The sequence below is a fragment of the Sorangium sp. So ce693 genome (assembly GCF_051521375.1).
Taxonomy (GTDB): Bacteria; Myxococcota_A; Polyangia; order Polyangiales; family Polyangiaceae; genus Sorangium; species Sorangium atrum.
Genome location: NZ_CP150347.1, coordinates 12,520,480 through 12,534,442, shown reverse-complemented (window position 1 = coordinate 12,534,442; position 13,963 = coordinate 12,520,480). Strand labels below are relative to the sequence as shown.

Annotated in this window: 11 protein-coding genes; 4 read left to right on the top strand and 7 right to left on the bottom strand. The window is 72.8% G+C overall.

From position 1 onward, the window contains the following. Positions 1 to 2: 2 nt before the first annotated feature. Positions 3 to 1,340, bottom strand: a complete 1,338-nt coding sequence (locus WMF14_RS46795) for a S41 family peptidase (RefSeq protein WP_437797229.1) — start codon at positions 1,338 to 1,340, stop codon at positions 3 to 5. 382 nt (positions 1,341 to 1,722) lie between these two features. Between WMF14_RS46795 and WMF14_RS46790 the strand changes: the two genes are divergently transcribed. The 4 genes from WMF14_RS46790 (at position 1,723) to rpsT (ending at position 4,389) form a co-directional block, all read left to right on the top strand. Beyond that, entirely contained in the window at positions 1,723 to 2,310 is a 588-nt protein-coding gene (locus tag WMF14_RS46790) for an RNA polymerase sigma factor (protein WP_272096404.1), read from the top strand. Further along, positions 2,307 to 3,815 carry a hypothetical protein gene (locus WMF14_RS46785; protein ID WP_437797227.1) on the top strand — a complete coding sequence of 503 codons (1,509 nt, stop codon included), beginning with the start codon at positions 2,307 to 2,309 and terminating at the stop codon, positions 3,813 to 3,815. The genes WMF14_RS46790 and WMF14_RS46785 overlap by 4 nt, the downstream gene beginning before the upstream one ends. Before the next feature lie 87 nt (positions 3,816 to 3,902). Beyond that, a complete protein-coding gene (locus tag WMF14_RS46780; protein WP_044967265.1) occupies positions 3,903 to 4,091 on the top strand; it encodes a hypothetical protein in 189 nt (62 codons plus the stop codon). A gap of 13 nt (positions 4,092 to 4,104) precedes the next feature. Next, the gene (rpsT, locus tag WMF14_RS46775) at positions 4,105 to 4,389 is read left to right on the top strand and encodes a 30S ribosomal protein S20 (RefSeq protein WP_012241287.1); all 285 of its coding nucleotides are present in this window, start codon (positions 4,105 to 4,107) and stop codon (positions 4,387 to 4,389) included. 285 nt (positions 4,390 to 4,674) lie between these two features. On the opposite strand, the gene polA is transcribed toward rpsT, so the two are convergent. From polA to WMF14_RS46745, 6 genes are all read right to left on the bottom strand, one after another. Continuing rightward, positions 4,675 to 7,377, bottom strand: coding sequence for a DNA polymerase I (polA, locus tag WMF14_RS46770; RefSeq protein WP_437797225.1), 2,703 nt, complete (start codon positions 7,375 to 7,377; stop codon positions 4,675 to 4,677). Between the two features lie 33 nt (positions 7,378 to 7,410). Then, positions 7,411 to 8,745 carry a carboxypeptidase regulatory-like domain-containing protein gene (locus tag WMF14_RS46765; protein WP_437797223.1) on the bottom strand — a complete coding sequence of 445 codons (1,335 nt, stop codon included), beginning with the start codon at positions 8,743 to 8,745 and terminating at the stop codon, positions 7,411 to 7,413. Positions 8,746 to 8,764: 19 nt separating this feature from the next. Further along, positions 8,765 to 8,971: a hypothetical protein gene (locus WMF14_RS46760; protein WP_272096398.1), complete on the bottom strand. Its 207-nt coding sequence runs from the start codon at positions 8,969 to 8,971 to the stop codon at positions 8,765 to 8,767. A gap of 172 nt (positions 8,972 to 9,143) precedes the next feature. Continuing rightward, entirely contained in the window at positions 9,144 to 11,078 is a 1,935-nt protein-coding gene (locus WMF14_RS46755; RefSeq protein WP_437797221.1) for a S8 family serine peptidase, read from the bottom strand. Between the two features lie 482 nt (positions 11,079 to 11,560). Further along, complete coding sequence (locus WMF14_RS46750; protein ID WP_437797219.1) at positions 11,561 to 13,099, bottom strand: aminopeptidase P family protein; 1,539 nt, start codon at positions 13,097 to 13,099, stop codon at positions 11,561 to 11,563. Positions 13,100 to 13,196: 97 nt separating this feature from the next. Continuing rightward, complete coding sequence (locus WMF14_RS46745) at positions 13,197 to 13,937, bottom strand: SDR family oxidoreductase (protein ID WP_437797217.1); 741 nt, start codon at positions 13,935 to 13,937, stop codon at positions 13,197 to 13,199. Positions 13,938 to 13,963: the final 26 nt, after the last annotated feature.

The following is a 13,963-nucleotide window of genomic DNA, read 5'->3' as shown; positions in this document are numbered from 1 at the left end:
CCTCAGCGCTGGCGGACCGCCGGGATGGCGCGGAGGAGCTGCTGGTACCCGACGGCGAGCGCGAAGTCGCTCCCGCGGGTGGGATCGGAGGGCATGTCGCCCTCGGGGCCGATCGCCGCGGCCGCCTCGGCGCGCTTCTCCACGAGCACGGCCCTCGGCGAGCGGTCGCCGATCGCCCCTTCGGCGGGGAGGTGTCCCTCGAGATCCTGCTCGCGGAGGATGGCGGCCGGGGCCTGCTGCGCCGCGCTCTCGATGACGACGTCCGGCCGGATGCCCTGGGCCTGGATCGAGCGCCCGTTCGGCGTGTAGTAGCGCATCGTCGTGAGCCTCACCCCGGCGCCACCGGGCAGCTCGTAGATGGTCTGCACCGACCCCTTGCCGAAGGTCGTCGCGCCGACGAGCACGGCGCGCCCGCTGTCCTGCAGGGCGCCCGCGACGAGCTCGGCGGCGCTCGCGGAGTACTCGTTCACGAGCGCGACGACGGGCAGCGAGGCGAACGCGCCGCCGTCGTGCGCCTTCGCCTCGTCGACGACCTTGTTGCGCTGTCGCGTCGAGTAGATCGTCCCCGAGGAGAGGAACTCGTCGGCCACGGCCTCGGCCTCGTTGACGAGGCCTCCGGGGTTGTTGCGCAGGTCCAGGATCACGCCGGCCAGCGGCGCCTTCGATGCGGCGCGCAGCTTCGCCGCGGCGCGGAGCATCTCTTCGTGGGTGCCGTCCTGGAACTGCTTCACGCGGACGTACGCGACGTCCCGGTCGAGGCGCTTCGCCGCGATGCTCGTGACATGGATCTGCTCCCGGGTGAGGTCGAACGAGAGGGGCTCGGGCACGCCCTGCCGGCGGATCGTGAGCTTCACCCGGGAGCCGGGCGCCCCGCGCATGATCTTCACGAGCTTGTCGAGGCGCTCGCCGCGCACGGGGCGTCCGTCGATCGCGATGATCTGATCGCCGGAGCGGATGCCGGCCCGCGCCGCCGGCGAGCCCTCGATCGGCGCGATGACGGTGATGTTGTCGTCCTTGGCGTCGACCTCGATCCCGACGCCGCCGAACGTCCCCCCCGTCTCTTCCTGGAACTGGGCGAACTCCGAGGAGTTCATGTACGCCGAGTGCGGGTCGAGCTCCGCGACCATCCCCTTGATCGCGCCGTCGAGGATCTTGCTGCGCTGCGCCGGCTCGACGTAGTTGTTCTCCACGAGCACGAGCACGCGCGCGAGCTGCTCGAGCGGAGCGTAGGGGCTCTGCGCCTGTGTGCTCGCGCCCGCGAGGTGGGAAGTCGCCGCCCCTCCCGCGAAGGCCGCAGCGATGAGCCCCAGGGTGCGCATCCAGCTCGAGTAGCGTTGCATCCGCCGACCATAGCAGCGGCGCGGGCGGCGGCGCTGTTCGCCGGCGACGGCCGCGCTCGTTCACACGCCTGCGCGGCGCGCGGTGAGCCGGGCGCCGCGGCGGCTGTCGGTGTGCCAGCGCGGGCGTATCGCCCGCCGGTCGACGAGGGCACCATGGCGCCCAAGCTCCGGGCGCATGGTTTGTCCTAAGAGGAGTGTTCGGCTATCTTCGCGCGCCTGAACGTGAAACTTGCCTCCTCATCGCCCGGCTTCGCCTTCGCGAAGCGGGGCTCGCCGCGAGGAGCTTCTCTCGCCGAGACGGTCGGGGGCCGTCGCGAGGAGGTGTCCGCGGCTGCGCTGTCGTCCGTGCGCGGGAGACAACTCGCACCCCGAGGCGGCTAGGATGGCCAAACCCACCGATCGTGAGCTCGTCGATCAAGCCCGGAGCGGAGATGCCCAGGCGTTCGGGGTGCTGGTTCGTCGATATCAGAAGCGCATCTTCCGGCTGGCGTTCCACCTTGTTCGCTCGGGCGCGGAGGCAGAGGACGTGACGCAAGAGACCTTCGTCCGGGCCTACCAGGCGCTCGACCGGTTCGATGGCCGGAGCGAGCCCTTCACCTGGCTCTACCGGATCGCCGTGAACCTCTCGCTCAACATGATCCGGGCCCGCAAGCCGAGCAAGAACTCGACCCCCGCGGACGATCCGCGGATCGAGGCGCTGCTGCTCGAGACGCGCCCGAGCCACGGCGTCGATCCGGCCGCGTCGACCCAGCGACGCGAGCTCGCGGCCGCGCTCTGCGACGGCATCGATACGCTCTCGGACACGCTTCGAACGACGCTCATCCTCGTGTGCATCGACGGCGTGCCCCACGAGGACGCCTCCAGGATCCTGGGTTGTCCGGAAGGAACAGTCGCCTGGCGCGTCCACGAGGCGCGTCGCAAGCTCCGTGCTTACCTCGCGGAGCGCGGTTTCGGAGGGGACGCCGAATGAACGTCACCGACAAGCTCGACCTCGACGGGATGCTCAACGATTGGCCTGCCCCCGCGCCCTCGACGAACGACGAGGAGGCGTGGGAGACGCGGGCAGCCCACATCGTCGAGGTCGCGATCTCCAGGCGATCGGAGGACACCGCGGCGGCAGCCGACCTCCTCGCCCCCCCCGACCTCACCGCGGCGCCCGGCGAGGAGCAGACGGAGGACCCTTCGCGCGAAGCTCGCGCATCAGGAGAACGCAGCACCATGGGGGACGGATCACAAGCAGCCAGGGCCTCGAGGCCTGAAGCAAGCCTGCCGGGCGGCACCTTGTCGCGGCCGCCCGAGAAGAGGCGCCAGTCGCTGAAGGAGATCGCCGAGCGGGTCAGCCAGGCGCCGGGTCGCGCGAGCGGTATGCCCGCGATGAGCGGCTCTGCGCTCTCGACGCCGCTGCCGGCTTCGGGACGCAGCTCGGCGCCGCCAGGGCGTGTGTCCCCGCTGCCGGGGCGCGGCTCGCTCTCCGGCGGCGCCCGCGCGTCGTCGCCGTCCATGCGGCCGGTGGAGGGGGTGCCCGAGGACTCCGGTGTCATCGATCTGAACCGGCTCAACGCGTCGGCGCCCTCGGAGGTGGAGGCCTCCGAGAAGGCGCAGCCCGGCGCGGCGGCTCGGTTCGAGGACGCGAAGGCGGCAGCGGTGGTGCCCGTGGCGGCGCGCCGCGCCCCGTCGGCGCCCGTGGCCGCGGCTCCAGCGAGGAAGCGATCCGGCGGGATGATCGCCGGCGCCGCCGTCGCGGCCCTGGGGCTCGCCGCGGCGGTCACGGTCCTGGTGAAGACGACGGCTCCGCCGCAGCAGGAGATCGCGGCCACCGCGTCGCCCGCGACAACCACCGTCGCGGCGCCGGCCGAGCCGCGCGGCGACACGCGGGTGGAGCCGGCTGCTCCGGTCGCCAAGGCGCCGGAGGAGCGCGCCGTTGTCGAGCAGCCCGTGCAAGCGGAGGAGAAGCTCGTTGCGGCGCCCAAGGCGCAAGCCGCCCCCGTCGGCGGCGGCGCTCCTGCGCCGGCGGCCGTCGAGGCGCCGGCCACGCCTGTCGTGTCGCCGAAGCCCGAGCAGGGAAAGACGGCGGCTGCGCCGGCGGCGGCTGGCAAGCCGGGGGACCTCCCCTCGGCCATGCAGGCGGCCGTGGGCGACAACGGGGAGCGACAGCCGTCGGTCGTCTCGGAGGCGCCGGTGCCGGCGTCGGGTCCGCTCCGGCAGCAGGACATCCCCGAGCAGCCGTCGCAGGGCTCGGTCCAGGCCGCGCTCGGCTCGGTCATGGGCAGCGCCAAGGCGTGCGTCGCGGGCGCGGACGACGTGTCCCGCGCGCAGATCACGTTCTCGTCGACAGGCCAGGTGAGCAAGGTCAGCGTCAGCGGGTGGGCGGCGTCGAACGGCCAGTCGAGCTGCGTGCAGTCCGCGCTCAAGGGCGCCAACGTGGGCCCTTTCTCCAAGCCGTCCTTCTCGGTCAGCGCGACGATCCGACCCTAGCCCTGAGCACGCGCCCTCGCGCCCTCGCGGAGGGCAGCAAACCTCCCGGTTGACACAGGGGCCCCCGTAGGTAGAATGCGCGCCCCCATGGTTTCCGCGACTCAGCAAACCCAGCGCATCCGCCGGCGCAAGGCGCGCACGGCGGGCACCCGCCGCAAGCGCTTCGAGCGCGCACACGGCACCCCCGCGTTCCCGATCCATCCGGCGGGTTACGACCAGAACGCGCCGGACGCCCTGCGCGCTGCCACGCCCGCCGAGGCGCAGGCGAAGAAGTAGGAGAGCTTTTCTCATGGCCAATCACGCATCTGCCGACAAGCGCAACCGCCAGCGCATCACGAGGACCGCGCGCAATCGCGCCATCAAGTCGGAGCTCCGCACGACCGTCAAGAAGGCGCGCACCGCGCTGAAGGGCGTTCCGCAAGAGTCCGCTGCGCCGGTGACCGCCGCGGTGAGCGCGCTCGATCGCGCCGCGTCGAAGGGGACGATCCCCGCCAAGCGCGCGTCGCGCGTGAAGAGCCGCCTCGCCCTCGCCCTTCACAAGGCGAGCGTCGCCGCCAAGACCGCCGCGAGCTGAGAACACCCTTTCCGCACGTACGCCCCGCTCACCGCAAGGTGCAGCGGGCGTCGTCGTTTTGTCCCCCCGCAACACCCCAGGCCCCCGTGTCGTTCCGCCGCCGCCGTCACAGCCACGGAGAGCGTGGCTCTTCCGCTCCGCCCCTCTCCAACCCATGACGCCAGCGGCGGGCACCCGCACAGGAGACGGGTCCAGATCGGCGTTTTCGGCGCGGAAGCGTACTCCGGTACGCTGAGCACCGAAAACGCCGAGCTGGGCCCGTATCCGAAGCGGGTGCCCGCCCCTTCAATGGGCGTCGGCCCAGGTGGGTCCGTGACCGACGTCGACGACGAGCGGGACGTCGAGCGGGAAGACCGACTCCATGGCCTCCCGCACCTTCGCCTTGGCCTCGTCCACGGCCTCGGCCGGCACCTCGAACGCGAGCTCGTCGTGCACCGTGAGCACCATGCGCGCGCCGGGGACGACGGGGCGCGGGATGCGCACCATCGCGAGCTTCAGGAGATCCGCCGCCGTCCCCTGGATGGGGGTGTTCTGCGCGATGCGCTCGGCCTGAGCGCGGCGCATGCGGTCGCTGCTGCGCAGATCCGGGAGCAAGCGGCGCCGGCCGAGCAGCGTGCGCACCGACTCGGAGCGCTTCGCCTCGGCCATCGTCCCCTCCATGAACTCGTGCACGCCCTTGTAGCGCGCGAAGTAGGCGTCGATGAAGCGCGCCGCCTCCGCCCGCGAGATGTCGAGGCGCTTGGCGAGCGCCGACTCGCCCATGCCGTAGATCACGCCGAAGTTGATCGTCTTGCTCCGGCGGCGCATCTCGGCGGTGACCCCTGCCTGGTCCACGCCGAAGATCTCCATCGCCGTGCGCACGTGCACGTCCTGCCCGGTGCGGAAGGCGTCGACGAGTACCGGGTCCTTCGAGAGGTGCGCGAGGACGCGCAGCTCGATCTGGGAGTAGTCGGCGCTCACGATCACGCTCCCGGGCGGCGCGACGAACGCGCGCCGGATCATCCGGCCGAGCTCCGTGCGGATCGGGATGTTCTGCAGGTTCGGGTCCTGCGACGAGAGCCGCCCCGTCGCGGCCACGGCCTGGCCCCAGCGCGTGTGGAGCCGGCCCGTGCCCGGGTGCACGAGGCGCGGGAGCGCGTCGACGTACGTGCCCTTGAGCTTGGCGATGGCGCGGTGCTCGAGGACCACCCCGGGGAACGGGTGCTCCTCCGAGAGCGCCTCGAGCACGTCGGCGTCGGTCGAGCGGCCGGTCTTCGTCTTGCGCTGGGAGCGCAGCTTGAGCTCGTCGAACAGGACCGCCTCGAGCTGCTTCGGCGACGCCAGGTTGATGTCGTGCCCCACGAGCTCGCGCGCCTTCTGCTCCAGCGCGGCGAGCTCGGTCGTCATCTGCGCGCCGAGCTGCGCGAGCGCCTTCGGGTCGACGAGGACGCCCGTGAGCTCCATCTCCGCGAGCACGGCGGAGAGGGGGAGCTCGATCTGCACGAGCAGGTCCTCGAGCTTCTCGGCGCGGAGCCGCGGGCGCAGCCGATCGGTGAGCGTGAGCGCGACGTCGGCGAACGCGGCCCCATAGCTCGACGCCTCGCCGAGCTCGATCTCGTCGAGGCCGCGCTGCGCCTGCCCGCGGCGCTTCGGGGCCACCTCGTCGAGGGTCTGCATCTTGGCGCCGAGCTCGCGCTCGGCGAGCTCGTGGAGCTGGTTCTTCCCCTCGGGATCGAGCAGGTAGCTCGCCAGCATCGTGTCGAAGGCGACGCCCACGAGCCCGATGCGGTGCCGCAGGAGGATCACCTCGCAGAACTTCACGTCGTGGCCGACCTTCGGGAGCTCGGGGTCGGCGAACAGCGGGCCCATCACCGCGTCGATGTCGCTCATCGAGAGCTGGGCCGGCGCGCCGAGGTAGCGGTGGCCCAGCGGGACGTACACGGCTTGCCCCGGCTCGCAGGAGAGCGCGACGCCGCAGACGTGGGCGCTCATCGGCTCGCGGCTCGTCGCGAGCACGTCGAGGGCGAGGCGGCCGGCCGCGCGCGCCGATCTGGCGAAGCCCTCGAGCTCCTCGCGCGTCGTCAGGACCCTGTAGGTCGCCGCGCGCGCGGTCGGCTCGGGCGCGCGGACCGCCTTGAGGAAGCGCGAGAAGCCGAGCTCCGTGAAGAGCTCGCGGAGCCTGCCGGTGTCCGCGCCGCCGTAGCGCAGCGTCTCGAGGTCGAGCGATACGGGCGCGCCGCCGTCGAGCGTCACGAGCTTCTGCGAGAGGCGCGCGTCGGCCTCGTTCTGCTGGAGCGACTCCCGGATGCGAGGCTTCTTGACCTCGCCGATGCGCTCGTAGATGGCCGAGAGCGAGCCGAACTGCGCGAGCAGCTCGGCGGCCGTCTTCAGGCCCACGCCGGGGACGCCAGGGACGTTGTCCGAGGTGTCGCCGACGAGCGCGAGCAGGTCGCGCACCTGCTCCGGGGGCACCCCGAACTTCGCGACGACCTCGGGGTGCCCGTAGACCTTGTCGCGCATCGCGTCCCAGAGCATCACCTGCTCGCCGTCGACGAGCTGCATCAGATCCTTGTCGCTCGACGCGATGACCACGCGCAGCCCCCGCTCCTTGGCCCGCGCGACGGCGACGGCGACGAGATCGTCCGCCTCGAGCCCCTCCTGGATGAAGATCGGGATGCGGTACGCCTCGACGATCTCACGGCACCGGCTCATCTGCACCCCGAGATCGGGCGGCGGCGGGGGCCGATGCGCCTTGTAGCGGGGGTCGAGCTCGTCGCGGAACGTCTTGCCCGGCGAGTCCATCGCCACGCCCAGGTACGCGGGCTTCCGCTCCTCCACGAGCTTCGTGAGCATCGCGACGGTGCCGTACGTCGCGTGGGTCGGCTCGCCGCTCGGGCTCGAGAGCGGGCTGATCGCGTGGTAGGCGCGGAAGACGTAGCCCGACAGGTCGACGAGGTAGAGGACGTCCGGAGCTCCGGCCGGGGGAAGCGCGGTAGGGCGCGTGGACATGGACCGACCCTTAGCACCTCGGCGCGCGGCCGTTCACCGAACCACGACGTCGCGCCGTATCGTCACGTCGAGGGTGCGCCCTTCCCTCTCCACGCCGACGGTGACGACCGTCCCCGCAGGGCCGCGGAGGCGCTGGATGCAGTCGGCGAGCTCTAGCTCCGTCGTGGGCCGGCCGTCGATGCGGGCGATGACGTCGCCAGCCATGAGCCCGGCGGACGCCGCGGGCCCCCCGTCGACGACGCCAGCGATGATCACGCGGCCCGAGGAGAGCGAGAGCATCGCGCCGATGCCCGTGAGCTCCTCGCGCGCCCCGCCGTCGTCCAGCTGGCGGAGCTCGACGTCGACCCGCGTCGACTGCGCGCCGCGCGCGTCGAGGCCGGACACGATCTTGGCCATGTACTGCTGGTGGCGCACGCGCACCGAGAACGGGCCGCTGGCCGGCACCCCTTCGAGCTCGTAGTCGCCGTTCCCGTCGGTGAGCGCGAGCGAGATCGCGTTCGCGCCCGACGACGTCGCGGAGTCGAGCTCGACCTGGGCCTCGACGACCGGCGCGCGCGACGCGGCGTCGACGACCCTGCCCCTCAGCGTCGCGCCCTGCGCCAGCACGATCCGCACGCGTTGGGCAGCGCGGCCTGCCTCGACGTCGACAGGCCGGCTACGCGCAGGCGGGCGTCCGGCCGAGCTCGCCGTCAGCACGTAGCGGCCCGGGGCGAGCGCGTCCCACCGGAACGCGCCGCCCGGATCCGACACCTTGCGCGCGCGGCCGTTCACGTTCGAGTTCGCGCCGGACCCGGCCGGCGTGAACGACTCGATCGCCAGGAGGTACGCCTCGACGGGCCTGCCCGATGGATCCACGACCTCGCCCACGATCGAGCCCGCAGCGAGCAGGCGAAGGACGTTGTCGCGGCCCGCGGCGACGCGCGTGGGCTCGGCGTCGCCGTACGGAGGCTGCGCGGCGGTGGCGGTGCAGCCGTCGGCCTCGGCCGGCAGCTCGAAGCGCCCCTCGCCGTCGGCGCTGGCCGATGCGCCCGGCGGTTCGCGGCAGCTGACCATGGCGCCGGCGCTGGGGTGGCCCTCCGGATCCAGCACCACGCCGCGGACCGGCCCCACGCTCGCGGCCGTGACCTCGCGCGGCGGCGCTGGGGGTGGTGGCGGCGCCGGTGGCGCCTCGACCTCGCGCGGCGCCGTGAGCTCCGGCTGCGGTGGAGGGAGCAGCGCAGCGGCCGGCTCGCGCCGGGCCGGCATCACGGGGCCAGGCCGCGGCAGGAGCAGCCAGACGAGGACCGGCATGACCAGCAGGGCGACGGAGAGCAGCGCAGCGGAGAGCCAGGCCCTCCGCTGCGCGCCTGCCGTCCCGCTGTCCGCCATGCCATCCTCCGCCGCCGGTTTACCGGCCGGCGTCGGCCTCGTCCGCCGAGCCTTCGCGCGCCCCTTGAGGGGCCGCGTTCGAGTCGGCCGGCCCTTCCGGCGATGCCTCGTCCGTGGGGCCGAGCGCGGGGCCCCGTGGCTCGGCGGGCCACGGCGTCTCGCTGGAGGAGCCGCCGCACGCCCCGAGGAGCAGGATGAAAGGTACGAGCAAGGTGCCGGACCGCATCGCCGGCATCCTAGCTCGTTTTTGCAGGGTGGTCATGACGGCCGGGCACACCGCTCGGCGGTCATGAGGGCCGGGCGGCACCGCCCGTGGTCATGACGGCCGGGCGCACCGCCCGTGGTCATGATGGCCGGGCGCACCGCCCGGCCATGGAGCGAGCGCGGCAGGAGCCGGCTCAGCGCGTGGACAGGTTCGTCCGGGCGATCCAGAGGCAGGCGGCGGCGTTGACCGCGCACCACACGACGAGGGCCATCCGGCCGAGGGGACCGGCGACCTCGCCGAGCAGGACGACCGATGTGAGGTAGGCTGCCGTGCCGACGGCGAAGCCCGCGATCACCGGCCGGAGCCTCTTCACGCCGAAGAAGAGCGCCGTGAGGCCGAGCGGGACGAGCGCGTTGGCGAGCGGCAGCCAGCGGTGGACCGACGCGCCGAGCAGCATGTCGAGGTCGGCGATCGGCCGGGCCAGCACGTCGACGGCGAGATCCACGCGCGGCAGGAGCCACGGCGCGAAGAAGAACAGCCCCGGCCCTGCCGCGAGCGCCGGGATGAGGAAGCTCGCGCGCCACGGGCTCGTGGCGGTCGCGTCCTTCTTGCGGGCCCGGCGCGCGACCCACGTCGCGAGCGCCAGCAGCGCGAGCAGCCGCACGATGATGTGGCTCTGCGTCACGCGCACGACGGAGCTCGCGGCGTCGAGGATGCCGGCCCCGTAGAGGAGCTTGCCGCCGTCGGAGTCGTCGACGACGCGCGCGCCTGCGCGGAGCGCGTCCTCGACCGCGCGCGGGTCCGTCACGCCGAGGCTCACGACCAGCGCCGCCGCGCCGGCCACGTGGGGCGCGGCCATCGAGGTGCCGCTGTACGCGTAGTAGTTCTGGCACTTGTCGCGCCCGCGGTTGCAGATGGTCTGCTGGGTGACGTTCACCCCGGGCGCGGCGACGTCGACGCCCTGGCCGCGCGAGGAGAACCTCGCGATCTTGTCGTTCGCGTCGGTGGCGCTCACGCCGATGACGCCATCGGAGGCGCCGGGGAACTGCACGCGCCCGCCGGTGTTGCCGGCCGCCGCGACGACGACCGCGCCATGCGCGATCGCGTCGTCGATCGCGCTCTGGAGCACCTTGGAGTTGCGCGGGCCGCCGAGGCTCAGGTTGATGACCTGCGCGCCGTGCTCGGCTGCCCACCGGATCCCGTCGGCCACGTCGGCGGTCGTGCCCCAGCCGCTCTCGTTCAGCACCTTGACCGGCATGAGCCGCGCGTGGAACGCGAGCCCCGCGGCGCCGAGGCCGTTGTTGGTCGACTGCGCGATCGTTCCGGCGACGTGCGTGCCGTGCCCCTGGTCGTCGTTCGCGTGGATCGTCTTGGTGACGAAGTTCCATCCCTCCACGCACTCGGTCGAGGCCAGGTCGGTCCCCTTGGTGAAGGGCCCGTGGTCCTCGCACGCGATGCCGGTGTCGACCACGGCGACGGTGACGCCGCGACCGGTGGCGAAGTCCCACGCGCGCTCGGCGCCCACGCGCGCCATGTGCCACTGGTCCTTCAGCAGCGGGTCGTTCGCGACGAACGAGGCGCGCACCCACGCGAGCGGCTCCGCCGCCTCCACGCGCGGATCGCGCGCGAGCCGCTCCAGCGTCGCGCCGACCGGCCCGTCCACCGTGGCGATCTGGATCCTGGTCTGTGACGTGAGCGCCGTCGGCATCACGCGCAGCGAGAAGTCGCGCACGAGGTCCGCGAGCGACGCGTCGTCGAGGTCGTCGCGCGCGTCGACGACGATCTGCCCGGGGATGTCGTAGCTGGTCTCGTCGAGCTCCGAGGCCATGCCGTGCAGCGGCTCGCCCGCTGTCGCGACCGGTTCGATCAGCAGGTCCTGGCCGCGCAGCGACGGGCCGACATCGACCGGCAGCGCAGTGTTGACGTACCCAGGGAGGTGAGGCTCGAGCATCCCCGGCGAGCGCGCCGCGAGGACGGCGCCGGCGCCTCGGCCGTCCGTCCCATCCTCGGCCCTGGCCGCGCCCGCCGCTGCGACCACCGCTGCCGCGGCGAGCAGCGACGTCGCGAGCGCGCGTCCGGTTCGGAGATTTGCGGTCCCTGGCCAACGCAGAAGGCGAGACGTGTGCATGCGGGTCTCCTCATCGGCAGGGTAGCGCCACCGCCCGCGAGCAGCCATCGCTCCAGCATCCTCGCGCCCGCCGTTGCGTCCGTGCGCCAGCCCCCCTCAAGCCCCTCGCCGTGTCCCGACGGCATCAACCGCCCTCCACAACCACGGACTTCCTGGAACCACCAGACACCACCCCACCGCCCCTCAAGCCCAAGCTCCCAACCACCGCCCTCCATGGCAGAGCCGCCGGCGGAGGGTGGAGCCGCGCGGGAGGGCGGCGGGGGTGGGCCCCACAAACCCGAGCGCCGGCCCGCACCGAAGCGAGTCGCCCCCAGCCCCACCCCACCCTCATGTACGGCAACAGCCCCCCAAAAGGCGCGAGTTTGTGGGGGGACCCCCGCCGCCCTCCCGCGCGGCTCCACCCTCCGCCGGCGGCCCCCGCGTCTAGGTGCGCCCTCCAACTCGCTCGCGTGAGCCGTTCCGTTCCCCGCCCGCCGTTCAGTTCACTTCGGCGCGGCCCAGAGTCCCACCATCCACGCTTCCACGTCGCTCACCGACCTCGGGATATCGCTCGACAGGTTCCGATACCCCGTCTCCGTGACGAGGATGTCGTCCTCGATGCGCACCCCGATGCCGCGGTACCTGACCGGCACGGTCTCGTCATCGAGCTGGAAATACAGCCCTGGCTCGACCGTGAGCACCATGCCCGGCTTGAGCTTGCCGAATTTGTAGACCTGCTGCCGCGCCTGCGCGCAGTCGTGCACGTCGAGGCCCAGCATGTGGCTGACGTTGTGGAGCGAATACCGCCGGTAGAGCTGCCTGTCGTCCTTGAGCGCCTCCTCGGCGGAGACGTGGAGGATACCGAGCCGCTCGAGCCCTCGGGCGAGCACCCGCATCGCCGCCCGGTTCGGCTCCATGAAGTCGTTGCCCGGCTTCACCTCGCGGATCGCCGCCTCCTGCGCCTCGAGCACGAGCTCGTAGATCTCGCGCTGCTCCCTCGAGAACTTCCCGTTGATCGGCAGGGTCCGGGTGATGTCGGCCGTGTAGAGCGCGTTGCCCTCGACGCCGGCGTCGACCAGGAGGAGCTTGCCCGGCTCCAGCGCGCCGTCGTTCCTCGTCCAGTGCAGGATGCACGCGTGGTGGCCCGACGCGGCGATGGTCCCGTAGCCGACGTCGTTGCCCTCGACCCGGGCGCGCAGGTTGAACGTGCCCTCGACCTCTCGCTCGCTCCGCGCGCGGGGGAGCGCGCGGATGACGTCCTCGAAGCCCCGCTTCGTCGACGCGACGACCGCCTCGAGCTCCTGCACCTCGAGGGCGTCCTTGAGGAGGCGCATCTCCGAGAGCGCCTCGCCGAGCTGCTTGTCGCGATCGTGCCGGGCGAGGAGCTTGTCGACGCGCTCGGACATCCCGCGGAGCACGCGGTGGGGGCGCGTCACCGTGCCGACGAGGCCGCTCAGGTACGCGTCCAGCTCGGGCAGCCCGCGGCACTCGTCGACGCCGAAGTGCGCGCGGCTCTGCTCGACGCCGAGGCGGGGGCCGACCCAGAGCTCGCCCTTGGCGCGATCGGTGAAGAACGTCTTGTCGCTGCGCCCGGGGTTCGGCTCGACGAAGAGGATGTCCCGGTGCCCGCCGCCCTCCTGCGGCTGCAGCACGAGCACGCAGTCAGGCTCGAGGTTGCCCGTCAGGTAGAAGAAGTCCGAGCCCGGGCGGAAGCGGTAGTGCGTGTCGTTGGAGCGCACCTTCTCGTGCCCGGTCGGGATGATGAGCGTCTCCGCCGGGAAGAGCTTCGACAGGGCGCGGCGGCGGGCAGCGAACACCTCTGCGTGCGCGATCGCCTGCGGGAGCTCGCCGGACGCCGGCGCCCAGCGCTCGAGCATGAACGCGATCAGCGCCTCGGGCAGCGTCGAGTCGTGGCTCGCCGGCTTCGCCTCGGCGCCGGGAGCCGCAGCCGCGGGCGCCTCGGCCGGGCCGCCGTCGGCGGGCGCGCTGTGGGCAGGATCTGCCTGGAGGGGGGCGGCGCTGGTCTCGGGCGGTTGGCTCATCAGGCTCGAACTATGGGTCGATCAGGTGAGGTCGTTCAAGCCAAAGCGCGCGCCCGTTCACGCTGGGGCGGATCCACCCGTGCGCCGAGGCGGCACGTCACCCGACCGAGGCGCCGCCGTCGACCGCGAGGATCTGGCCGGTGATGAAGTCGTTTTCAGCAAGGAACACCACGGCGCGGGCGACGTCTTCCGCCTCGCCGATGCGCTGGAGCGGGATGCGCTCGCGGAGGCGAGCGAGCGTGGCCTCGTCGTAGGAGGACGGCGGCAGCACCGTCCCGGGTGCCACGCCGTTCACGCGCACCTCCGGCGCCAGCCCCACGGCGAGGCCGCGGACCAGGTGCGCGAGCGCGGCCTTCGACACCGAATACGGAATGTAGTTCTTCCAGGGCCGCTCGGCGCTGATACAGACCATCGCGACGACGCTGCCGCGGCAGGCGCGGAGCGCGGGGGCGAGCTCGAGCGTGAGCAGGTACGGCGCGGTCGCGTTGAGCGCCATGGCGCGATCCCACGCGTCGGCGGAGAGCTCGGCCGGCGGGACCCGATCGAAGTTCGCCGCGTTGTGGACAAGGAGGTCGAGCCGGCCAGACGACCAGTCGAGCACCGCGCGGGCGAGCGCGGCGAGCGCCCCCCGGTCGTGGAGGTCCGCCTGGAATGCTGCAGCGCGGCGGCCGAGGGAGCGCGCCTCGTCGACGATGACGTCCGCGCCGGCGGCGCTCGTGGCGTAGTGGACGGCCAGGTCGGCGCCGGCGGCCGCGAGCGCGCGGGCCGTCGCTGCGCCGAGGCGGGTGCCGGCGCCGGTCACGAGGGCGATACGGCCGGTCAGGGGGGCATGGGGCATGGGAGCTGTGTAGTCGATGCGGGGCC

What these genes read in the sequence shown, in the direction of transcription:
- WMF14_RS46795 (WP_437797229.1), bottom strand. Translation starts at nt 1,340, where the DNA reads ATGCAACGCTACTCGAGCTGGATGCGCACCCTGGGGCTCATCGCTGCG.
- WMF14_RS46785 (WP_437797227.1), top strand. Translation starts at nt 2,307, where the DNA reads ATGAACGTCACCGACAAGCTCGACCTCGACGGGATGCTCAACGATTGG.
- WMF14_RS46765 (WP_437797223.1), bottom strand. Translation starts at nt 8,745, where the DNA reads ATGGCGGACAGCGGGACGGCAGGCGCGCAGCGGAGGGCCTGGCTCTCC.
- polA (WP_437797225.1), bottom strand. Translation starts at nt 7,377, where the DNA reads ATGTCCACGCGCCCTACCGCGCTTCCCCCGGCCGGAGCTCCGGACGTC.
- WMF14_RS46750 (WP_437797219.1), bottom strand. Translation starts at nt 13,099, where the DNA reads ATGAGCCAACCGCCCGAGACCAGCGCCGCCCCCCTCCAGGCAGATCCT.
- WMF14_RS46755 (WP_437797221.1), bottom strand. Translation starts at nt 11,078, where the DNA reads ATGCACACGTCTCGCCTTCTGCGTTGGCCAGGGACCGCAAATCTCCGA.
- WMF14_RS46760 (WP_272096398.1), bottom strand. Translation starts at nt 8,971, where the DNA reads ATGCGGTCCGGCACCTTGCTCGTACCTTTCATCCTGCTCCTCGGGGCG.
- WMF14_RS46790 (WP_272096404.1), top strand. Translation starts at nt 1,723, where the DNA reads ATGGCCAAACCCACCGATCGTGAGCTCGTCGATCAAGCCCGGAGCGGA.
- WMF14_RS46780 (WP_044967265.1), top strand. Translation starts at nt 3,903, where the DNA reads ATGGTTTCCGCGACTCAGCAAACCCAGCGCATCCGCCGGCGCAAGGCG.
- WMF14_RS46745 (WP_437797217.1), bottom strand. Translation starts at nt 13,937, where the DNA reads ATGCCCCATGCCCCCCTGACCGGCCGTATCGCCCTCGTGACCGGCGCC.
- rpsT (WP_012241287.1), top strand. Translation starts at nt 4,105, where the DNA reads ATGGCCAATCACGCATCTGCCGACAAGCGCAACCGCCAGCGCATCACG.